Origin of the sequence: Acinetobacter sp. Brlt_5 (assembly GCF_051949055.1) — a bacterium.
In the GTDB taxonomy this organism is placed as follows: Bacteria; Pseudomonadota; Gammaproteobacteria; order Pseudomonadales; family Moraxellaceae; genus Acinetobacter; species Acinetobacter indicus.
In genome coordinates, this window is the sequence record NZ_JAYJLP010000009.1 from 58083 (window position 1) to 75823 (window position 17741).

Genomic DNA, 17741 nt, shown 5'->3' on the forward strand with positions numbered 1-17741 from the left:
ATTATTTTCGGCCAAACAGGGAGCCTAATAATCCGCGGACAATTTTCTGTCCGGTGCTGCCGCCTAAGGTTCGGGCTGCACTCTTGGCAAAGGTGCCGACAATATCCTGAGTCAGCTTTTCACGCTGTCGTGCAGTGCGTTCAGCTTCTTTTTGCTGTTCGCGGGCCAGACGTTCCTGTTCCCGCGCCTGCTGTTTGGCCAAAGCAGCCTGTTCTTTGGCTTGCTGCTTGGCTAAAGCTTCCTGTTCTTTGGCGCGTTGCTGTTCGAGCGCGGCCTGTTCAGCCTGTTGCTGACGTTCCGCTACTTTCTGTTGCAGCATTTCATAGGCACTGTCCCGGTCCAGACTCTGCTCATATACACCGGCGACAATACTCTGGCTCATCAGTGCCTTGCGCTGTTCAGGGCTAATCGGGCTAAACGAGGAGTAGGGTGGCATCACCCAGCCGCGCTCTACAATCTGCGGCGTGCCTTGTTCATCCAGACAGCTAATTAGGGCTTCACCGACCGCCAGTTCGGTAATGGCCTGTTCCACCTGAAATTCCGCATTGGCACGGAAGGTTGCAGCCGCGGTTTTGACCGCTTTCTGATCTTTGGGGGTAAAGGCGCGTAAGGCATGTTGCACCCGGTTGCCGAGCTGTCCCAGTACACTTTCAGGCAAATCCAGCGGATTCTGGGTGACAAAATAAATTCCAACCCCTTTGGAGCGAATCAGGCGGACTACCTGCTCAATTTTCTCCTGCAGGGCCGGGCTGGCATTGTCAAACAGTAAATGCGCTTCATCAAAGAAGAACACCAGTTTGGGTTTGTCCATATCACCGACTTCCGGCAACTGTTCAAACAGCTCTGACAGCATCCACAATAAAAAGGTCGCATACAGTTTCGGGGTGTGCATCAACTTGTCTGCAGCCAGCAGGTTGATGTTGCCGTGTCCCTGAGCATCGGTCTGCATGAAATCCAGAATATTCAGGCTGGGCTCGCCAAAAAACAGATCACCGCCCTGATCGGCCAGTGCCAGTAAATTGCGCTGAATCGCGCCCAGACTGGCCGGAGATAAATTGCCATAGTCGGCCTTTAACTCTGCCGCATGTTCGCTGACATAGCTGAGCATGGCTTTCACGTCTTTAAAGTCAATCAGCAGGAGGCCCTGATCATCGGCAATCCGAAACACCGCTGACAATACACCTTCCTGAGTGTCATTTAAATTCAGCATCCGGGCTAGCAACAGGGGGCCAATTTCGGAGATGGTGGTGCGAATTGGATGGCCCTGTTCACCAAATAAATCCCAGAACACCACCGGCGAGGCAGCAAAGGGGATACTGTCAATGCCAAGGCTTTTAATCCGTTCATCAAATTTGGGATTGCTGGAACCAGCCTGTGCCAGACTGGAAACATCGCCTTTGGCATCGGCCAGAAAGACTGGGACACCAATGCGGGAAAAACTTTCTGCCAGGACTTTTAAGGTCACAGTTTTACCGGTACCGGTTGCACCGGCAATCAGGCCATGCCGGTTGGCAAACTGGGAATGTAAGACTATCGCTTGTGTGGTATCACGGGTTTTTTTGGCAATGGTAATTGGTGTACCCATACTGTACTGATCCTCGTTGTTATTCGTTTTTATGCTGCTTTAAATGTTGTAATGCTTGCGCTATATCTTGAATTAAATCATCCGGATGTTCCAGTCCTATACAGAAACGCACCAGCAAACCTTGTTTTAGGTGTTTATGCTCAAGCACACGCATCTCTTTAAGGTTATACAGCATTACCAGGCTGACCGGTCCCCCCCAGCTAAAGCCCAGCTTGAACAGGGTTAATGCATCACAGAATGCTCGAATATCGTTTAAATTGTATTGCGCATCAAAAATCACACTAACCAGTCCGGCGCTGTGACCCTCCTTGCAGATGTCTTTCCAGTATGCATGACCGGCACTGTCCGGATCAGCCGGATGCAGGACCTGAACCAGCTCTTTTTGCTGTTTTAGCCAGTTCAGCAAGGTCAGTGCTGATTGTGACTGTTGCTGGTAACGCAGCTGCATGGAGGCCAGACTGCGCTGGATTTGCGCCGTATCATCTCCGCTGACACAAATCCCCTGAATGGCATGCATCCGGAATAATTGATGATGGAGCTTCTGGTCACGCGTCACCACCGAGCCCATTAAAATATCGCCACCCCCGCTTGGATATTTGGTTAGCGCATGCACGGTCAGATCTACGCTTAAGTGGTCCTCGCCAAAATCAAAGGCATTAAAGGCCAGTCCAGCGCCCCAGGTATTGTCCAGCGCAGTCAAAATATTATGGGCTTGGGCTTTTTTTACCAGACCAATTAAGTCCGGAAACTCCAGTGTCACCGAACCAGCCGCTTCGAGCCATAACAGTTTGGCTTTATCGCTTGGGCTAAAGCTTTCTACCTCCAACGGGTTATAGACCTTGACGGCAATGCCATAACGCTGCTGCAGATTACGCAGATGCTCCATATTCGGACCATAAATATTGTCCGGAACCCAGACCTCATCACCCTGGCTTAACAAGCAGGAATTGACCAGATTAATCGCAGAAAGGCCGCTCGGCGCCAGCAGGTGATAGAGGCCGCCTTCGATCTGCGCGATGTGATCACCTAAAGTAAAGGTCGTCGGCGTGCCGTGCGTGCCATAACTATAGTCATAGGCATCGGTCCAGTGGCGATTAAACAGTGCATCGGTGTTGTTAAAAATAATCGTCGATGCACGATAGAGGGGAGGTTGAACCGTAGAAATCAGTTGAGGGGCTTTTCGTGGTGCATGAATCAGTTCGGTTTGCGGATTTTTTTTCACGACTTCGCTCAAATCAGGACAATCAATTGAATTTAGCTTAAGAGAAAAGGATCAGTTGTGCCATATCTGGCTGTATTTATTTGACTTTGAGCACTCAGCGCTAAAGTTGGCTTCATTTTTGCAAAACCTAAAAGCATAGCTACAACAACAGGTTTCAGCGCATGGCGTCGCATTTAAAAGTACATTATTTTCAGCATATTGCTGGTGAAGGATTTGGAAGTTGTTATACGCATTTAAAACGGTTAAATGCAGAGATCAGTGCCACAGAATTTTTTGCCTTGCCGGTTGATTCAGCGCTGGATATTGAAGCGCTGCCGCAGATCGAGGAGGTCGATTTGTTAATTGTCATGGGCGGCACCATGAGCGTTAATGATGAAGCCAATTTCCCCTGGTTAAAAATGGAAAAACGCTGGCTCAGGCGTTATTTGGCCATGGGAAAACCGGCCATTGGTCTGTGTCTGGGTGGGCAACTGATCGCCAATGCGCTGGGCGCGGCCGTCAGTCGCAGTCCTGTACAGGAGCTGGGCTGGCACGAGGTACGCAAGGTTAGTCATGTGCCACCAGACTATTTTCAGTTGCCGGAGCAGTTTAATGTCATGCAGTGGCACAGTGAAAGCTTCGAGATTCCCAAAGGGGCTGTGCATCTGGCCGAAAATGATGCCTGTCGCAATCAGATGTATCAGATTGGCAAAAATGTACTGGGCTTTCAGTTTCACCCGGAAACCACGCCAGAAAGCCTGCAATTATTCCTGGAAGATGAAGAAGAGCTGGCCCTGTTTCAGGGACCTTATGTGCAATCGGTAGAGCAGCTGCAGCGCGCTAATAAAAATAAATTTATTCAAGGAAATCAGATATTAAATCAGGCGATAGATTATGTATTACAGCAAACTGCAGCGCAGCGGCAGGCTGTATAATTATTAAACAATTGATTTGTCGAAATATTTGAAAAATGATGTAAAAAGCCACAAAAGGATTTGCTTATGCATTAAACAATCGTTATAATGGGCGACCCTTTGATATTAAGGGGGTTAACCGCGAAGAAAGTGGTTAACTATCGTTACAGTCGTGGCATCGATCACGACCTTAGTGATATTTCACTGCTCTTGACACTTGCCTTTATTAGTGGGGTGAGATGCGTCAAGAGTGATTCTTTATATATTTTGGCTTGGAGTTAACTGGTATGTCTAACCAGAGAATTCGTATCCGTCTTAAGTCTTTTGATCACCGTTTAATTGATCAATCTGCTCAAGAGATCGTAGAAACCGCTAAGCGTACTGGCGCACAAGTGTGTGGTCCAATCCCGATGCCTACTCGCATCGAACGCTTCAACGTTCTTACATCACCGCACGTTTACAAAGATGCGCGTGACCAATATGAGATCCGCACTTACAAACGTTTGATCGATATCGTTCAACCTACAGACAAAACTGTAGATGCATTGATGAAATTAGATCTTGCAGCTGGTGTTGATGTTCAGATCGCATTGGGTTAAGGCTTTCGGTTAATTAACGCTCTAAGTTAATTAAGCCGCTTTTTTAGAGGTTTATGCACATGGCTATTGGTTTAGTCGGTCGCAAGTGCGGTATGACCCGTATCTTTACAGATGCTGGTGTTTCTGTACCTGTTACAGTGATTGAGGTTGATCCTAACCGCATCACACAAATCAAAACGCTTGAAACTGATGGTTATCAAGCGATTCAAATCACTACTGGTGAACGTCGCGAATCTCGCGTAACTAACGCTCAGAAAGGTCACTTTGCGAAAGCGGGTGTTGCTGCTGGTCGTCTGGTTCAAGAATTCCGCGTTACAGAAGCTGAGCTTGAAGGTCGTGAAGTTGGTGGTACGCTTACTGTAGATTTGTTCACAGTTGGTCAAATCGTTGACGTAACTGGCACATCTAAAGGTAAAGGTTTCCAAGGTGGTGTTAAGCGTTGGAACTTCCGTACTCAAGACGCTACTCACGGTAACTCTGTTTCTCACCGTGTTCTAGGTTCTACAGGTCAAAACCAGACTCCTGGTCGCGTATTCAAAGGCAAAAAAATGGCTGGCCATTTAGGTGCTGAACGCGTAACTACACAGGGTCTTGAAATCGTTGCAATCGACACAGAGCGTTCAGTTCTAGTTGTTAAAGGCGCGGTTCCTGGTGCTACTGGTGGCGACGTAACTGTTCGTCCTACTATCAAGGCCTGAGGGGAAATAACGTGAATTTAAAAACTGTTTCCGGCTCTGCTGTTGAATTGTCTGAAGTAGCTTTCGGCCGTGAATTTAACGAAGCGCTTGTACACCAAGTTGTTACAGCTTACTTAGCTGGTGGTCGTCAAGGTTCTAAAGCTCAGAAGTCACGTGCAGACGTTTCTGGCGGTGGTAAAAAACCATTCCGTCAAAAAGGTACTGGCCGCGCTCGTGCTGGTTCTATTCGTAGCCCAATCTGGGTTGGCGGTGGTAAAACTTTTGCTGCTCGTCCACAAGACTGGTCTCAAAAAGTGAACCGTAAGATGTACCGCGGTGCAATGCAATGTATCTTAGCTGAACTTGTTCGCCAAGATCGTCTTGTATTAGTTGAAGAGTTTGCTGTTGAAGCGCCTAAAACTAAAGCATTGCTTGCAAAACTGAACGACTTGAATGCAACTCGCGCATTGATCGTTACTGAAGCTGTAGATGAGAATCTATACCTTGCAGCTCGCAACCTTCCACACGTTGATGTGGTTGACGCTACTGCAATCGATCCTGTTAGCTTGATCGCGTTCGATAAAGTTGTAATGTCTGTTGCTGCTGCTAAGAAAATTGAGGTAGAACTCGGATGAACAACGAACGTTTATATCAAGTCCTACAAGGACCTGTATTCTCAGAAAAAGCACAAGTTTTAGGTGAAACTGCTGGTGTTCAAGTGTTCAAGGTTGCATTAAATGCAAACAAGCTTGAAATCAAAAAAGCAGTGGAACAATTATTTGGTGTAGAAGTTGTTAAAGTTAACACGACTATCACTAAAGGTAAGACTAAACGCTTTGGTAAAACTATCGGACGTCGTTCTGATGTTAAAAAAGCATACGTCACCCTGAAAGCTGGCCAAGATGTTGAAATGGCTGACTTGGGCGATACCGCTGAAACCGCAGCGGAATAAGGACGAAAATTATGCCTATTCAAAAATGTAAGCCAACGTCTCCAGGACGTCGCTTTGTAGAGAAAGTGGTTCATGATCACCTTCACAAAGGCGCGCCATATGCTCCGTTGGTAGAAGCTAAAAAACGTACTGGTGGTCGTAACAACAACGGTCACATTACGACTCGTCACGTTGGTGGTGGCCACAAACAGCACTACCGTATCGTTGACTTCAAACGTAACAAAGACGGCGTTCCTGCTGTAGTTGAGCGTATTGAATACGATCCTAACCGTACTGCACACATCGCACTGCTGAAGTATGCTGACGGTGAACGTCGTTATATTATTGCGCCTAAAGGCTTACGTGCTGGTGATAAAGTACAGTCTGGTAACGATGCTCCAATTCGTCCAGGTAACTGCTTGCCACTTCGCAACATGCCTATCGGTTCTACTCTTCACAACATCGAACTTAAAATCGGTAAAGGCGCGCAGTTAGCTCGTTCAGCTGGTACTTCAGTTCAGTTGTTGGGTCGTGACGGTTCTTACGCTATCGTTCGTTTACGTTCTGGTGAAATGCGTAAAGTACACGTTGAATGTCGTGCTGTATTGGGTGAAGTTTCTAACTCAGAAAGCAACTTGCGTTCACTTGGTAAAGCAGGTGCTTCACGCTGGCGTGGCGTTCGTCCTACCGTACGTGGTATGGCGATGAACCCGGTTGACCACCCACACGGTGGTGGTGAAGGGCGTAACAAAGGTATTCAACCTGTAAGCCCATGGGGTCAAAAAGCTAAAGGGTACAAGACACGTACCAACAAGCGTACGACTAAGATGATTATTCGCGACCGTCGCGTTAAGTAACAAGTAAAGGAATCTGACTAATGCCTCGTTCATTGAAAAAAGGCCCATTCGTCGATGCGCACTTGTTCGCTAAGGTTGAAGCGGCTGTTGCGAGCAACTCTCGTAAGCCGATCAAAACTTGGTCGCGTCGTTCGATGATTCTTCCGGATTTTGTTGGTCTAACAATTTCTGTACACAATGGTCGTAACCACGTTCCAGTAATCGTTACTGAACACATGGTTGGCCATAAACTAGGTGAATTCGCGCCAACTCGTACCTATCGTGGTCACGGTGTTGACAAGAAGTCTAAACGTTAATAGGTGCTATGATGGAAGTAACTGCTAAATTACGCGGTGCCGCTATCTCGGCACAAAAGGCACGTTTGGTTGCAGACCTTATTCGCGGCAAATCTGTTGCGCATGCGCTTAACATCCTGAACTTCAGCAACAAAAAAGCTGCTGTACTGGTTAAAAAAGCGTTGGAATCTGCAATTGCAAATGCTGAACACAATAACAGTTTAGATGTAGACGACCTTAAAGTTTCTACGATCTACGTTGATGAAGGCATGAGCCTGAAACGTATTATGCCACGTGCTAAAGGCCGTGCAGATCGTATTACTAAGCGTACTTGTCACATCACCGTTAAGGTAGGGGTTTGATATGGGTCAGAAGGTTCATCCAATCGGTATCCGCCTAGGTGTTGTGAAACGTCATAACGCTAACTGGTATGCGAATCCGAAACAATACGCTGAATACTTGCTTAAAGACCTTCAAGTTCGTGAGTTTTTAACTAAAAAACTTAAGAACGCAATGGTAAGCAATATTCTTATCGAACGTCCGACAGGCGCTGCTAAAGTAACTATTAGCACTGCTCGTCCTGGTATCGTTATCGGTAAAAAAGGCGAAGACATTGAGAAATTACAGCGCGAACTTACCAACATTATGGGTGTTCCAGCGCAAGTAAGCATCAACGAAATCGATCGTCCAGACTTAGACGCACGTCTGGTTGCTGAAGCAATCGCTTCTCAATTAGAAAAGCGTGTAATGTTCCGTCGTGCTATGAAGCGTGCGGTTCAAAACACTATGCGTGCTGGTGCCAAAGGTATCAAAGTTGAAGTTTCTGGCCGTTTAGGCGGTGCTGAGATCGCTCGTACAGAATGGTATCGTGAAGGTCGTGTACCTCTACATACACTTCGTGCGGACATCGACTACGCGACTATGCGTGCTGAAACGACTTACGGTACGATTGGTGTTAAAGTTTGGATCTTCCGTGGTGAGATCTTGGGCGGCATGAAACAAGTCATGAACCCAGCTCCAGCTGAAGAACGTCCAGCTAAACGCGGTCGCGGTCGTGGTGAAGGTCAAGAGCGTCGTGGTCGTCGCAATGATCGTTCTGCTGAAAAAGGAGAATAATCCATGTTGCAACCTAAACGTACTAAGTTCCGTAAGGTTCAAAAAGGCCGTAACACTGGTCTAGCGCACCGTGGTAGCACTGTATCTTTCGGTTCTATCGCACTTAAAGCGACTGAACGTGGTCGTATGACTGCGCGTCAGATCGAAGCTGCGCGTCGTACAATCAGCCGTCGTGTTAAACGTGGTGGTAAGATCTTTATCCGTGTATTCCCGGACAAACCAATTACTGAAAAACCATTAGAAGTTCGTATGGGTAACGGTAAAGGTAACGTGGAATACTGGGTTTGCGAAATCAAACCAGGTAAGATCCTGTACGAAATGGAAGGTGTGAACGATGAATTAGCAACTGAAGCATTCAAGCTTGCTGCTGCTAAACTTCCGTTTAAAACCACTATCGTGACTCGGACGGTAATGTAATGAAAACTAAAGATCTACGTGAAAAGTCGGTAGAAGAGTTGAAAGCTTTGCTTGATGAGCAACAGCTTAACCAATTCCGTCTTCGTATGGCGAAAGCAACTGGTCAATTGGGCAAGTCGCACGAAGTGCAAGTCGCTCGTAAAACTATTGCTCGTATTAAGACCCTCCTTACCGAAAAACAGGGGAACGGACAATGAGTGATAAAACAGTCCGCACGTTAACTGGCAAAGTTGTAAGCGACAAAATGGACAAGTCTATTGTTGTGCTTATTGAACGCCAAGTTCAACACCCGTTGTATGGCAAATTAATCCGCCGTTCAACAAAATTACATGCTCATGATGAGAACAACACAGCGAAAGCTGGTGATGTTGTAACCATTAAAGAAAGCCGCCCAATGTCTAAAACTAAGTCTTGGACTCTAGTTGAAGTTGTTGAAGCAGCTGCTGAGTAATTAACGTTCTTGTTGCATCATCGGTCAATTTCGAGTACTCTTTGAGCCTTTCGAAATTGTGACCGGTGATGCTCGGTTTTGGAGTAGGGCAATGATTCAAACCGAAACGATGCTCGACGTAGCAGACAACAGTGGTGCTCGCCGCGTACAATGTATTAAAGTACTTGGTGGTTCACATCGTCGTTATGCTTCTGTTGGCGACATTATTAAAGTTACTGTAAAAGAAGCAATTCCACGCGCACGTGTTAAAAAAGGTGACGTGATGAATGCTGTAGTTGTACGTACAAAATTCGGTATCCGTCGTCCAGATGGTTCTGTGATTCGTTTCGACGATAACGCAGCCGTTATTTTGAACAACAACAAAGCGCCGATTGCTACTCGTATTTTCGGACCAGTGACTCGTGAACTTCGTACTGAACAGTTCATGAAAATTATTTCATTGGCTCCTGAAGTTCTATAAGAGGCAATCATGGCTAAGATTAAAAAAGGCGATCAAGTAATCGTGATCGCAGGTAAAGAAAAAGGCAAACAGGGTACTGTTTTGTCAGTTTCTAATGACCGCGTTAAGGTTGAAGGCCTTAACCTGGTTAAGAAGCATCAAAAGCCGAACCGTGTTACTGGCGCTGAAGGCGGCATCGTAACTCAGGAAGCTTCGCTTCATATTTCAAACGTGGCAATTTTTAATGCTACAACCCAAAAGGCTGACCGTGTTGGTTACCAAACGATTGACGGCGTGAAAACTCGCGTTTACAAATCAAATGGTGAATCAGTGGCGGTAGCGAAGTAATAGGTTGAAATAGGCAATGGCCAGACTTAAAACACGTTACAACGACGAACTTAAAGCTCAATTACAAGAACAATTGGGCATTAAGAATGTGATGGAGATCCCTCGCATCACTAAAATCACTATCAACATGGGTGTTGGTGCAGCTGCAGCTGACAAGAAACTCCTTGATGGTGCTCTTTCTGATATGCAAGCTATCGCTGGTCAAAAACCAGTTCTTACGTTAGCTCGTAAATCTATCGCAGGTTTTAAAATCCGTGATGGTTGGCCGATTGGTTGTAAAGTTACTTTACGCGGCGAACGCATGTACGAATTCTTAGACCGTTTGATCTCTATCGCGATCCCTCGTATCCGTGACTTCCGTGGTTTCTCTGCGAAATCATTTGATGGTCGTGGTAACTACTCTATGGGTCTTAAAGAACAAATCGTTTTCCCTGAAATCGATTTCGATAAGATTGATCGTATTCGTGGTATGGATATTACCATCACTACGACTGCTCGCACCGATGACGAAGGCCGTGCGCTTATGCGTGCATTCGGCTTCCCGTTCAAATAAGAGGTCGATATGGCTAAGAAAAGTATGATTAATCGCGAATTGAAACGCGAAGCTACTGTTGCTAAATACGCTGCAAAACGTGCTGAATTAAAAGCTGTTATTGCAAACGTAAATGCAAGCGACGAAGAGCGTTTCGAAGCGATGATGAAGTTACAAGCATTACCACGTAATGCGTCTCCAGTGCGTCTTCGTAACCGTTGTGGTTTAACTGGTCGTCCTCATGGTTACTTCCGTAAGTTCGGTTTAAGCCGTAACAAATTACGTGACACAGTAATGCAAGGTGATGTACCTGGCGTTGTTAAGGCAAGCTGGTAAGGAGCGACTAGAATGAGTATGCAAGATACCGTTGCCGACATGTTAACTCGTGTTCGTAACGCACAAATGGCGAAGAAACAAACTGTTTCTATGCCTAACTCTAAGTTGAAAGTTGCGATTGCAAACGTACTTCAACAAGAAGGTTACATTGCCAATGTAGAAGTTGCTGACGTTGAAGGCAAAGCAACTCTTACTTTGACATTAAAGTATTTCGAAGGCAAACCAGTTATCGAAACTGTGAAACGCGTAAGCCGTCCTGGTCTACGTCAGTATCGCGGTAAAGATGCACTTCCAAGCGTTAAGCAAGGTTTAGGTATTGCAATTGTTTCTACAAGCAAAGGCATCATGACTGATCGCGCTGCACGTGCTGCGGGCGTTGGTGGTGAAGTTATTGCTTTTGTTTCTTAATAGGTGATTCCTCATGTCTCGTGTGGCTAAAGCCCCAGTAACTGTACCTAACGGTGTAACAGTTACTCAGAACGGCCGGCAGGTCGAAGTGAAAGGCAGCAAAGGTACATTGTCTTTCAACCTGCATGCGCTGGTCGAGCTAAAACAGGAAGATGGTACTCTTCAAGTTGCTCCAGTAAAAGAGTCGAAAGACGCTTGGATGCAAGCTGGTACTGCTCGCGCTGTATTAAACAACCTTGTAAAAGGTGTGAACGAAGGTTTCGAACGTAAGTTACAACTGATCGGTGTTGGTTATAAAGCTGCGGTTAAAGGTACTGTTGTTAACCTTAACCTTGGTTTCTCTCATCCAATCGATTACAGCCTTCCTGAAGGTGTAACTGCAGAAACTCCTACTGCAACTGAAATCATCCTGAAATCTGCTAACAAGCAATTATTAGGTCAGGTAGCAGCTGAGATCCGTGGTTACCGTCCACCAGAGCCATATAAAGGTAAAGGTGTTCGTTATTCTGACGAAGTTGTACTTCGTAAAGAAGCTAAGAAGAAATAAGGCGCGAGGTTCTTATGAACGAAAAGAAACAATCCCGTTTGCGTCGTGCGAAAAGCACACGCTTGCACATCCGTGCATTGGGTGCGACTCGTTTGTGTGTAAACCGCACTCCGCGTCACATCTATGCTCAAGTTATCTCAGCAGATGGTGGCAAAGTTTTAGCGCAAGCTTCTACTTTAGATGCTACTTTACGTGCTGGTACAACTGGTAACGTTGAAGCTGCCAAGAAAGTTGGTGCTTTAATCGCAGAACGTGCGAAAGCAGCTGGTGTAACTAAAGTTGCATTTGACCGTTCTGGTTTTAAATATCATGGTCGTATCAAAGCCTTGGCTGATGCTGCTCGTGAAAACGGCTTGGAGTTCTAATCATGGCTAAAGTTGAACAAAACGAAGGTCTTGTTGAAAAGCTGGTAGCCGTTGATCGTGTTGCCAAAGTTGTTAAGGGTGGTCGTATCTTCTCTTTCACAGCATTAACTGTTGTGGGTGACGGTAATGGTCGCGTAGGTTTTGGTCGTGGTAAAGCGCGTGAAGTTCCAGCTGCTATTTCTAAAGCACTTGAAGCTGCTCGTCGCAACATGATTACTGTTGACCTTGTTGACGGTACTGTTCAGCATCCTATTCATGCTCGTCACGGTGCAAGCCGCGTTTACATGCAACCTGCTTCTGAAGGTACTGGTGTAATTGCTGGTGGCGCTATGCGTGCAGTTCTAGAGGCTGTTGGCGTGCGTAACGTATTAACAAAATGTTATGGCTCTACAAATGCTGCGAACGTAGTAAACGCGACTTTCAACGGTCTGCGTGATATGACTTCTCCTGAGAAAGTCGCTGCGAAACGTGGTCTGACTGTAGAACAAATTCAAGGGTAATCAATCATGAAAACGATTAAAGTTACCCAGACTAAATCTGCATCGCACCGCTTGAAAAATCACAAGCTTTGCCTGAAAGGTTTAGGTCTGCGTCGTATTGGTCATACTGTAGAAGTGCAAGATACGCCTTCTAACCGTGGTATGATCAACCAAGTCTACTATATGGTTAGTGTAGAGGAATAAGCCATGACTCTGCGTTTAAATGAACTTGCACCTGCAGAAGGTGCTAAACGTGAAAACCGTCGTCTGGGCCGTGGTATCGGTTCTGGCGTAGGTAAGACTGGTGGCCGTGGTGTCAAAGGTCAAAAATCACGTAAGAGCGGTGGCGTACGTCCAGGTTTCGAAGGTGGTCAAACTGCGTTATATCGTCGTTTACCTAAATTCGGTTTCACTAGCCAAATCGCTTTAAAAACTGCTGAAGTACGTTTATCTGAGCTTGCTAAAGTTGAAGGCGACATCGTTAGCCTAGAAACTTTAAAAGCGGCGAACGTTGTGCGTAAAGACATGATCCGTGCGCGTATCGTACTTTCTGGTGAAATTACTCGTGCTTTCACTGTTCAAGGTGTTGCATTGACTAAAGGCGCTAAAGCTGCTGTTGAAGCTGCTGGCGGTAAAGTCGAGGAGTAATCTCCAGTGTCTATGTCTCCTAGTTCTTCAGGTCATGTACATATGATGAAAGGCCAACCATTTCACGTGAAATATCGTGAAATTATTCGCCGAATGATGTTTCTCATTGGTGCGTTATTGGTATTTCGACTAGGAGCGCATATTCCAGTACCAGGCATTAATAATGCCGCACTTGAAAATCTTTTTAATGCAAACTCAGGTACTATCCTGGGTTTGTTTAACATGTTTTCGGGTGGTGCATTAGAGCGAATGTCGATTCTTGCTCTCGGGATCATGCCCTACATCTCTGCGTCGATTATCGTGCAGCTGATGTCAACCGTGGTTCCTTCGCTGGAAGCTTTAAAGAAAGAAGGCGAGCAGGGCAAGCGTAAGATTAATCAATATACGCGCCAAGGTACCTTGTTCCTTGCCTTAGTACAGGCAATCGGGATGTGTGCAGGTCTGATCAGTCAAGGGATTACCTTGACGTCAGGTCTTGCGTTTTACGTTCCGGCAGTCACCTCGCTGGTGGCGGGTACAATGTTCCTGATGTGGTTGGGTGAACAGATTACCGAACGTGGGGTGGGCAATGGTATTTCCATGATCATCTTCGCCGGTATCGTTGCCGGATTGCCAAATCTGATTTTGCAATCGCTATCTTCAGTCGATAATGGTCAAACCAGCCTGATTGGTCTGGTGATTTTTGGTCTGTTGTCACTGGCGGTACTGGCAGCCATTGTGTTTATCGAGAAAGCGCAACGTCGTATTCCGGTAAACTATGCTCAAAAACAGCAAGGTCGTCGTGTGTTTACTGCACAGCAAACCCATTTGCCATTAAAAATTAATATGGCAGGTGTGATTCCGGCAATTTTTGCCAGCTCTCTGCTGTTGTTCCCGGCCAGTCTGGGTCAATGGGTAGGAAGTGCGGATCCTGATGCAGGGATTATCAAGCGTAGCTTGCAAGATCTGGCACTCGTATTGTCGCCTGGACAGCCATTGTATTTGGTGCTCTTTGGTGCGTTAATTATCTTTTTCTGTTATTTCTATACCGCGCTAGTTTTTAGTCCGAAAGAAGTGTCAGAGAACTTGAAACGCAGCGGAGCTTATGTGCCTGGTATTCGCCCAGGTGAGCAAACTGCTCGTTACTTAGATCATATTCTCAATCGTTTGACCTTTATTGGTTCGATTTATATCACAGTGGTCTGCTTGATGCCGATGGTATTGCAGAGCTCGTTTGGTATTCCATTCTATTTGGGTGGTACCTCATTATTGATCGTTGTGGTAGTCGTGATGGACTTTATGGCTCAGCTTCAAGCACATCTCACCTCGCACCAGTACGATAATCAAACGTTAATGAGAAAAACGACTGCTCATCCTAAGGGATAAGCGCACTTAGAGGTTTCATCATGAAAGTACAAGCTTCTGTAAAGAAAATTTGTGGTAGCTGTAAAGTTATCCGTCGTAATGGGGTTATCCGCGTAATTTGCAGCGCAGAACCTCGTCATAAGCAGCGTCAAGGTTAATCTGATCAAGACCTGTTGATTTCAGTAGGCTAATTAGGTTATTATCCGCCCCTCAAGATTTTTGTGGGGCGGTTGATTATCTTAACTGCCTTTTTGGAGAAAATTGAATGGCTCGTATTGCCGGTGTAAACATTCCGGATAACAAGCATGCTGTTATCTCTCTAACGTACATCTTTGGTATTGGTCGCCACACTGCTAAGAACATCTTAGCTGCTGCTGGTATCGCTACTACCACTAAGATCCGTGAATTAGATGACGCTCAGCTTGATGCGATTCGTGCAGAAGTTGCTAAGGTTCCGACCGAAGGTGACTTACGTCGCGAAATTTCCATGAACATTAAACGTTTAATGGATTTAGGCTGCTACCGCGGTCTTCGTCATCGTCGCAGCTTGCCTGTCCGTGGTCAACGCACCAAAACTAACGCACGTACCCGTAAAGGTCCGCGCAAACCAATTAAGAAATAAGATTTCTGGAAGCTAAAAGATGGCTAAAGATACTCGCACACGCAAGAAGGTCACCCGTACCGTCTCTGAAGGTGTTGCACACATTCACGCTTCTTTTAATAACACCATTGTGACTATTACCGATCGTCAAGGTAATGCACTGGCTTGGGCCACTTCAGGTGGACAAGGCTTCCGTGGATCACGTAAATCAACTCCGTTTGCTGCTCAGGTAGCTGCTGAAGTTGCTGGTAAAGCTGCTTTAGATTACGGTTTGAAAAACTTGGACGTCCTTGTAAAAGGTCCTGGTCCAGGTCGTGAGTCTGCGGTTCGTGCATTAGGTGCAGTGGGTTATAAAATTAACAGCATTACCGATGTGACTCCAATTCCTCACAACGGTTGCCGTCCACCTAAAAAACGTCGCGTGTAAGGAGAAACATTCATGGCTCGTTATATTGGTCCAAAATGCAAACTCTCTCGCCGCGAAGGGACAGACCTGCAACTAAAATCTGGCGTTAAACCATTTGACGTCAAAACTAAAAAACACGCTAAAGCTCCTGGTCAACATGGCCAAGCGCGCGGCAAACAATCTGAGTATTCACTACAATTACGTGAAAAACAAAAAGTACGTCGTATGTACGGTGTTTTAGAGCGTCAATTTAGTAATTACTATAAAGAAGCAGCTCGTGTTAAAGGCGCGACAGGTGAAAACTTGTTGAAATTGCTTGAAAGCCGTCTTGATAACGTCGTTTATCGCATGGGTTTTGGTTCTACACGTGCAGAAGCTCGTCAGCTTGTATCTCACCGTAGCATTACTTTGAATGGCCGTCGTGTTAACATCGCGTCTATCCAAGTTAAAGCTGGTGACGTGATCGCAGTTCACGAAGGTGCTAAACAACAATTACGTATCAAAAACGCAATTGAATTAGCTGCTCAACGTGGTATCCCTTCTTGGATGGAAGTTGATCACGCTAAATTAGAAGGTACGTTCAAAGCTGCACCAGATCGTTCTGATTTACCTGCTGAAATCAACGAAAGCTTGATTGTAGAATTGTATTCTAAATAATCCTTGAGGTAGCAATAATGACGCGTACTGCAAATGAGTTTCTAACTCCGCAAGCGATCAAGGTCGAAGCGGTTAGCGGGACCTCGGCAAAAGTTATTCTGGAACCATTAGAGCGTGGCTTTGGTCATACTCTTGGTAATGCTTTACGTCGCATCCTTCTTTCTTCTTTACCTGGCGCAGCTGTGGTTGAAGTTGAAATTGAGGGTGTTGAGCACGAGTACAGTACCTTAGAAGGCTTGCAGCAGGACATCGTCGAGCTCTTGCTGAACCTGAAAGGATTGTCTATTAAGCTATTCGATCAAAATGAAGCTTATTTGACATTGGAAAAACAAGGTCCAGGTGACGTTACTGCAGCTGACCTTCGTTTACCGCACAATGTTGAAGTGGTTAACCCTGAACACTTGATCGGCACTTTAAGTGCATCAGGCGCGTTAAAAATGCGTTTGAAGGTGGCTCAAGGCCGTGGTTATGAAACATCTGACTCACGTTTCCCTGAAGGCGAAACTCGCCCAGTGGGTCGTTTACAGTTAGATGCTTCTTATAGCCCGATCAAACGTGTGTCTTACATCGTAGAAAATGCGCGTGTAGAACAACGTACTGACCTTGACAAGCTGATCATTGATCTTGAAACCAACGGTACTGTTGACCCTGAAGAAGCAATCCGCAAAGCGGCAACAATCTTGCAACAACAAATTGCAATCTTTGTTGACCTTCAGAAAGATCAGGCACCTGTGGCTCAAGAACCTCGTGAAGAAGTTGACCCAATTTTGCTTCGTCCAGTAGATGATCTAGAGCTTACTGTTCGTTCTGCTAACTGTTTGAAAGCAGAAAATATTTACTACATTGGTGATCTTGTACAGCGCACCGAGGTTGAGTTACTTAAAACACCTAACCTGGGTAAAAAATCGCTTACTGAGATCAAAGATGTTCTGGCATCGAAAGGCTTGCAGCTCGGCATGCGTTTAGAGAACTGGCCACCAGCTAGTCTCCGCATGGACGACCGCTTCGCTTATCGTAGCCGTTAATTAAGTAGGACTATTCACCATGCGTCATCGTAATAGTGGTGTGAAATTAGGCCGTACCAGCAGCCACCGTAAGGCGTTGTTCCAAAACTTAACCAATGCTTTAGTTGAGCACGAGTTAATTAAAACAACTTTGCCTAAAGCGAAAGAACTTCGCCGCGTTGCTGAGCCTTTAATCACTTTAGCTAAAAACGATACAGTTGCAAACCGTCGTTTGGCGTTTGCTCGTACTCGTAATGCAGCAACTGTTGGTAAATTATTTACCGTTCTTGGCCCTCGTTACAAAGAACGTAACGGCGGTTATCTACGTGTTCTTAAAGCGGGTTTCCGTGCAGGTGATGCTGCACCGATGGCTTACGTTGAACTTGTAGATCGCGAAGTTAAATAATTTTGCAAGAGCAGTTCAGTTGTTCTAAAAAAGGTCGGTTTTTTAAACCGGCCTTTTTTTTATGGCCAGTTGTCAGACAATTTTTCTGTTGTGTCCCGAATTGATATAAATTTTATCGCTTTTTATTAAACTTGACATTGAGTATTGTCAAATTTGTGCTTTAATAAAAACAGAACGTTGAACAGGTATAAAAACAAA

Annotated in this window: 30 protein-coding genes and 1 pseudogene; 29 read left to right on the plus strand and 2 right to left on the minus strand. The window is 45.7% G+C overall.

The window, feature by feature from the left end:
- Window position 1: 1 nt before the first annotated feature.
- Together VF685_RS07765 and VF685_RS07770 are read right to left on the minus strand one after the other, a co-directional pair.
- The gene (locus VF685_RS07765; protein WP_440203602.1) at window positions 2-1585 is read right to left on the minus strand and encodes a helicase HerA-like domain-containing protein; all 1584 of its coding nucleotides are present in this window, start codon (window positions 1583-1585) and stop codon (window positions 2-4) included.
- A 19-nt stretch (window positions 1586-1604) separates the two neighbouring features.
- Window positions 1605-2807: a PLP-dependent transferase gene (locus VF685_RS07770; RefSeq protein ID WP_127801048.1), complete on the minus strand. Its 1203-nt coding sequence runs from the start codon at window positions 2805-2807 to the stop codon at window positions 1605-1607.
- Window positions 2808-2968: 161 nt separating this feature from the next.
- Here VF685_RS07770 and VF685_RS07775 point away from each other — a divergent pair, with 161 nt between their 5' ends.
- The 29 genes and pseudogenes from VF685_RS07775 (at window position 2969) to rplQ (ending at window position 17543) form a co-directional block, all read left to right on the plus strand.
- Window positions 2969-3721 (plus strand): type 1 glutamine amidotransferase, encoded by a 753-nt coding sequence (locus tag VF685_RS07775; protein ID WP_286384628.1) that lies wholly within the window; start codon window positions 2969-2971, stop codon window positions 3719-3721.
- A 266-nt stretch (window positions 3722-3987) separates the two neighbouring features.
- A complete protein-coding gene (rpsJ, locus tag VF685_RS07780; protein WP_005180291.1) occupies window positions 3988-4299 on the plus strand; it encodes a 30S ribosomal protein S10 in 312 nt (103 codons plus the stop codon).
- 59 nt (window positions 4300-4358) lie between these two features.
- A complete protein-coding gene (gene rplC, locus VF685_RS07785; RefSeq protein ID WP_005180289.1) occupies window positions 4359-4997 on the plus strand; it encodes a 50S ribosomal protein L3 in 639 nt (212 codons plus the stop codon).
- Between the two features lie 11 nt (window positions 4998-5008).
- The gene (gene rplD / locus VF685_RS07790; RefSeq protein ID WP_005180287.1) at window positions 5009-5611 is read left to right on the plus strand and encodes a 50S ribosomal protein L4; all 603 of its coding nucleotides are present in this window, start codon (window positions 5009-5011) and stop codon (window positions 5609-5611) included.
- Complete coding sequence (rplW, locus tag VF685_RS07795) at window positions 5608-5928, plus strand: 50S ribosomal protein L23 (RefSeq protein ID WP_005180285.1); 321 nt, start codon at window positions 5608-5610, stop codon at window positions 5926-5928. The genes rplD and rplW overlap by 4 nt, the downstream gene beginning before the upstream one ends.
- 11 nt (window positions 5929-5939) lie before the next feature.
- Window positions 5940-6764, plus strand: coding sequence for a 50S ribosomal protein L2 (gene rplB, locus VF685_RS07800; RefSeq protein WP_127801047.1), 825 nt, complete (start codon window positions 5940-5942; stop codon window positions 6762-6764).
- Window positions 6765-6784: 20 nt separating this feature from the next.
- Window positions 6785-7060: a 30S ribosomal protein S19 gene (gene rpsS / locus VF685_RS07805; RefSeq protein WP_001138119.1), complete on the plus strand. Its 276-nt coding sequence runs from the start codon at window positions 6785-6787 to the stop codon at window positions 7058-7060.
- Between the two features lie 11 nt (window positions 7061-7071).
- Window positions 7072-7401, plus strand: coding sequence for a 50S ribosomal protein L22 (gene rplV / locus VF685_RS07810; protein ID WP_001982638.1), 330 nt, complete (start codon window positions 7072-7074; stop codon window positions 7399-7401).
- Window position 7402: 1 nt separating this feature from the next.
- A pseudogene (gene rpsC / locus VF685_RS07815) lies at window positions 7403-8219 on the plus strand (30S ribosomal protein S3).
- Window positions 8159-8572: a 50S ribosomal protein L16 gene (gene rplP, locus VF685_RS07820; protein WP_005180280.1), complete on the plus strand. Its 414-nt coding sequence runs from the start codon at window positions 8159-8161 to the stop codon at window positions 8570-8572. The pseudogene rpsC and the gene rplP overlap by 61 nt, the downstream one beginning before the upstream one ends.
- Window positions 8572-8769: a 50S ribosomal protein L29 gene (gene rpmC / locus VF685_RS07825; protein ID WP_000849928.1), complete on the plus strand. Its 198-nt coding sequence runs from the start codon at window positions 8572-8574 to the stop codon at window positions 8767-8769. Before rplP ends, rpmC begins: the two co-directional genes overlap by 1 nt.
- Window positions 8766-9023: a 30S ribosomal protein S17 gene (gene rpsQ, locus VF685_RS07830; RefSeq protein ID WP_127799333.1), complete on the plus strand. Its 258-nt coding sequence runs from the start codon at window positions 8766-8768 to the stop codon at window positions 9021-9023. Before rpmC ends, rpsQ begins: the two co-directional genes overlap by 4 nt.
- 91 nt (window positions 9024-9114) lie before the next feature.
- Window positions 9115-9483, plus strand: coding sequence for a 50S ribosomal protein L14 (gene rplN / locus VF685_RS07835; RefSeq protein WP_001982634.1), 369 nt, complete (start codon window positions 9115-9117; stop codon window positions 9481-9483).
- A gap of 9 nt (window positions 9484-9492) precedes the next feature.
- Window positions 9493-9810 (plus strand): 50S ribosomal protein L24, encoded by a 318-nt coding sequence (gene rplX, locus VF685_RS07840; protein ID WP_005180274.1) that lies wholly within the window; start codon window positions 9493-9495, stop codon window positions 9808-9810.
- A 16-nt stretch (window positions 9811-9826) separates the two neighbouring features.
- Window positions 9827-10363: a 50S ribosomal protein L5 gene (gene rplE / locus VF685_RS07845; protein ID WP_005180272.1), complete on the plus strand. Its 537-nt coding sequence runs from the start codon at window positions 9827-9829 to the stop codon at window positions 10361-10363.
- Between the two features lie 9 nt (window positions 10364-10372).
- On the plus strand, window positions 10373-10678 hold the full coding sequence (gene rpsN, locus VF685_RS07850; RefSeq protein ID WP_005180266.1) for a 30S ribosomal protein S14: 306 nt from the start codon (window positions 10373-10375) through the stop codon (window positions 10676-10678).
- A gap of 12 nt (window positions 10679-10690) precedes the next feature.
- The gene (gene rpsH, locus VF685_RS07855; RefSeq protein WP_005180264.1) at window positions 10691-11086 is read left to right on the plus strand and encodes a 30S ribosomal protein S8; all 396 of its coding nucleotides are present in this window, start codon (window positions 10691-10693) and stop codon (window positions 11084-11086) included.
- 13 nt (window positions 11087-11099) lie between these two features.
- Window positions 11100-11633, plus strand: a complete 534-nt coding sequence (gene rplF, locus VF685_RS07860) for a 50S ribosomal protein L6 (protein ID WP_005180261.1) — start codon at window positions 11100-11102, stop codon at window positions 11631-11633.
- Window positions 11634-11647: 14 nt separating this feature from the next.
- Window positions 11648-11998, plus strand: a complete 351-nt coding sequence (rplR, locus tag VF685_RS07865; protein WP_005180260.1) for a 50S ribosomal protein L18 — start codon at window positions 11648-11650, stop codon at window positions 11996-11998.
- Window positions 11999-12000: 2 nt separating this feature from the next.
- Window positions 12001-12498 (plus strand): 30S ribosomal protein S5, encoded by a 498-nt coding sequence (rpsE, locus tag VF685_RS07870; RefSeq protein ID WP_005180258.1) that lies wholly within the window; start codon window positions 12001-12003, stop codon window positions 12496-12498.
- Window positions 12499-12504: 6 nt separating this feature from the next.
- Window positions 12505-12681, plus strand: coding sequence for a 50S ribosomal protein L30 (gene rpmD, locus VF685_RS07875; RefSeq protein WP_005180256.1), 177 nt, complete (start codon window positions 12505-12507; stop codon window positions 12679-12681).
- Window positions 12682-12684: 3 nt separating this feature from the next.
- Window positions 12685-13125, plus strand: coding sequence for a 50S ribosomal protein L15 (rplO, locus tag VF685_RS07880; RefSeq protein WP_005180254.1), 441 nt, complete (start codon window positions 12685-12687; stop codon window positions 13123-13125).
- A gap of 45 nt (window positions 13126-13170) precedes the next feature.
- On the plus strand, window positions 13171-14490 hold the full coding sequence (gene secY / locus VF685_RS07885; protein WP_171065119.1) for a preprotein translocase subunit SecY: 1320 nt from the start codon (window positions 13171-13173) through the stop codon (window positions 14488-14490).
- Between the two features lie 20 nt (window positions 14491-14510).
- On the plus strand, window positions 14511-14627 hold the full coding sequence (gene rpmJ, locus VF685_RS07890; protein WP_000867907.1) for a 50S ribosomal protein L36: 117 nt from the start codon (window positions 14511-14513) through the stop codon (window positions 14625-14627).
- A 107-nt stretch (window positions 14628-14734) separates the two neighbouring features.
- The gene (rpsM, locus tag VF685_RS07895) at window positions 14735-15091 is read left to right on the plus strand and encodes a 30S ribosomal protein S13 (RefSeq protein WP_005012957.1); all 357 of its coding nucleotides are present in this window, start codon (window positions 14735-14737) and stop codon (window positions 15089-15091) included.
- A 19-nt stretch (window positions 15092-15110) separates the two neighbouring features.
- A complete protein-coding gene (gene rpsK, locus VF685_RS07900) occupies window positions 15111-15497 on the plus strand; it encodes a 30S ribosomal protein S11 (protein WP_001040166.1) in 387 nt (128 codons plus the stop codon).
- A gap of 12 nt (window positions 15498-15509) precedes the next feature.
- Complete coding sequence (gene rpsD / locus VF685_RS07905) at window positions 15510-16133, plus strand: 30S ribosomal protein S4 (RefSeq protein WP_016658534.1); 624 nt, start codon at window positions 15510-15512, stop codon at window positions 16131-16133.
- 17 nt (window positions 16134-16150) lie between these two features.
- Complete coding sequence (locus VF685_RS07910; RefSeq protein ID WP_005180245.1) at window positions 16151-17158, plus strand: DNA-directed RNA polymerase subunit alpha; 1008 nt, start codon at window positions 16151-16153, stop codon at window positions 17156-17158.
- A 19-nt stretch (window positions 17159-17177) separates the two neighbouring features.
- On the plus strand, window positions 17178-17543 hold the full coding sequence (rplQ, locus tag VF685_RS07915; protein WP_004754212.1) for a 50S ribosomal protein L17: 366 nt from the start codon (window positions 17178-17180) through the stop codon (window positions 17541-17543).
- Window positions 17544-17741 lie beyond the last annotated feature (198 nt).

What these genes read in the sequence shown, in the direction of transcription:
- VF685_RS07765 (WP_440203602.1), bottom strand. Translation starts at nt 1,585, where the DNA reads ATGGGTACACCAATTACCATTGCCAAAAAAACCCGTGATACCACACAA.
- VF685_RS07775 (WP_286384628.1), top strand. Translation starts at nt 2,969, where the DNA reads ATGGCGTCGCATTTAAAAGTACATTATTTTCAGCATATTGCTGGTGAA.
- rpsJ (WP_005180291.1), top strand. Translation starts at nt 3,988, where the DNA reads ATGTCTAACCAGAGAATTCGTATCCGTCTTAAGTCTTTTGATCACCGT.
- rplC (WP_005180289.1), top strand. Translation starts at nt 4,359, where the DNA reads ATGGCTATTGGTTTAGTCGGTCGCAAGTGCGGTATGACCCGTATCTTT.
- rplW (WP_005180285.1), top strand. Translation starts at nt 5,608, where the DNA reads ATGAACAACGAACGTTTATATCAAGTCCTACAAGGACCTGTATTCTCA.
- rplB (WP_127801047.1), top strand. Translation starts at nt 5,940, where the DNA reads ATGCCTATTCAAAAATGTAAGCCAACGTCTCCAGGACGTCGCTTTGTA.
- rpsS (WP_001138119.1), top strand. Translation starts at nt 6,785, where the DNA reads ATGCCTCGTTCATTGAAAAAAGGCCCATTCGTCGATGCGCACTTGTTC.
- rplV (WP_001982638.1), top strand. Translation starts at nt 7,072, where the DNA reads ATGGAAGTAACTGCTAAATTACGCGGTGCCGCTATCTCGGCACAAAAG.
- rplP (WP_005180280.1), top strand. Translation starts at nt 8,159, where the DNA reads ATGTTGCAACCTAAACGTACTAAGTTCCGTAAGGTTCAAAAAGGCCGT.
- rpmC (WP_000849928.1), top strand. Translation starts at nt 8,572, where the DNA reads ATGAAAACTAAAGATCTACGTGAAAAGTCGGTAGAAGAGTTGAAAGCT.
- rpsQ (WP_127799333.1), top strand. Translation starts at nt 8,766, where the DNA reads ATGAGTGATAAAACAGTCCGCACGTTAACTGGCAAAGTTGTAAGCGAC.
- rplN (WP_001982634.1), top strand. Translation starts at nt 9,115, where the DNA reads ATGATTCAAACCGAAACGATGCTCGACGTAGCAGACAACAGTGGTGCT.
- rplX (WP_005180274.1), top strand. Translation starts at nt 9,493, where the DNA reads ATGGCTAAGATTAAAAAAGGCGATCAAGTAATCGTGATCGCAGGTAAA.
- rplE (WP_005180272.1), top strand. Translation starts at nt 9,827, where the DNA reads ATGGCCAGACTTAAAACACGTTACAACGACGAACTTAAAGCTCAATTA.
- rpsN (WP_005180266.1), top strand. Translation starts at nt 10,373, where the DNA reads ATGGCTAAGAAAAGTATGATTAATCGCGAATTGAAACGCGAAGCTACT.
- rpsH (WP_005180264.1), top strand. Translation starts at nt 10,691, where the DNA reads ATGAGTATGCAAGATACCGTTGCCGACATGTTAACTCGTGTTCGTAAC.
- rplF (WP_005180261.1), top strand. Translation starts at nt 11,100, where the DNA reads ATGTCTCGTGTGGCTAAAGCCCCAGTAACTGTACCTAACGGTGTAACA.
- rplR (WP_005180260.1), top strand. Translation starts at nt 11,648, where the DNA reads ATGAACGAAAAGAAACAATCCCGTTTGCGTCGTGCGAAAAGCACACGC.
- rpsE (WP_005180258.1), top strand. Translation starts at nt 12,001, where the DNA reads ATGGCTAAAGTTGAACAAAACGAAGGTCTTGTTGAAAAGCTGGTAGCC.
- rpmD (WP_005180256.1), top strand. Translation starts at nt 12,505, where the DNA reads ATGAAAACGATTAAAGTTACCCAGACTAAATCTGCATCGCACCGCTTG.
- rplO (WP_005180254.1), top strand. Translation starts at nt 12,685, where the DNA reads ATGACTCTGCGTTTAAATGAACTTGCACCTGCAGAAGGTGCTAAACGT.
- secY (WP_171065119.1), top strand. Translation starts at nt 13,171, where the DNA reads ATGAAAGGCCAACCATTTCACGTGAAATATCGTGAAATTATTCGCCGA.
- rpmJ (WP_000867907.1), top strand. Translation starts at nt 14,511, where the DNA reads ATGAAAGTACAAGCTTCTGTAAAGAAAATTTGTGGTAGCTGTAAAGTT.
- rpsM (WP_005012957.1), top strand. Translation starts at nt 14,735, where the DNA reads ATGGCTCGTATTGCCGGTGTAAACATTCCGGATAACAAGCATGCTGTT.
- rpsK (WP_001040166.1), top strand. Translation starts at nt 15,111, where the DNA reads ATGGCTAAAGATACTCGCACACGCAAGAAGGTCACCCGTACCGTCTCT.
- rpsD (WP_016658534.1), top strand. Translation starts at nt 15,510, where the DNA reads ATGGCTCGTTATATTGGTCCAAAATGCAAACTCTCTCGCCGCGAAGGG.
- VF685_RS07910 (WP_005180245.1), top strand. Translation starts at nt 16,151, where the DNA reads ATGACGCGTACTGCAAATGAGTTTCTAACTCCGCAAGCGATCAAGGTC.
- rplQ (WP_004754212.1), top strand. Translation starts at nt 17,178, where the DNA reads ATGCGTCATCGTAATAGTGGTGTGAAATTAGGCCGTACCAGCAGCCAC.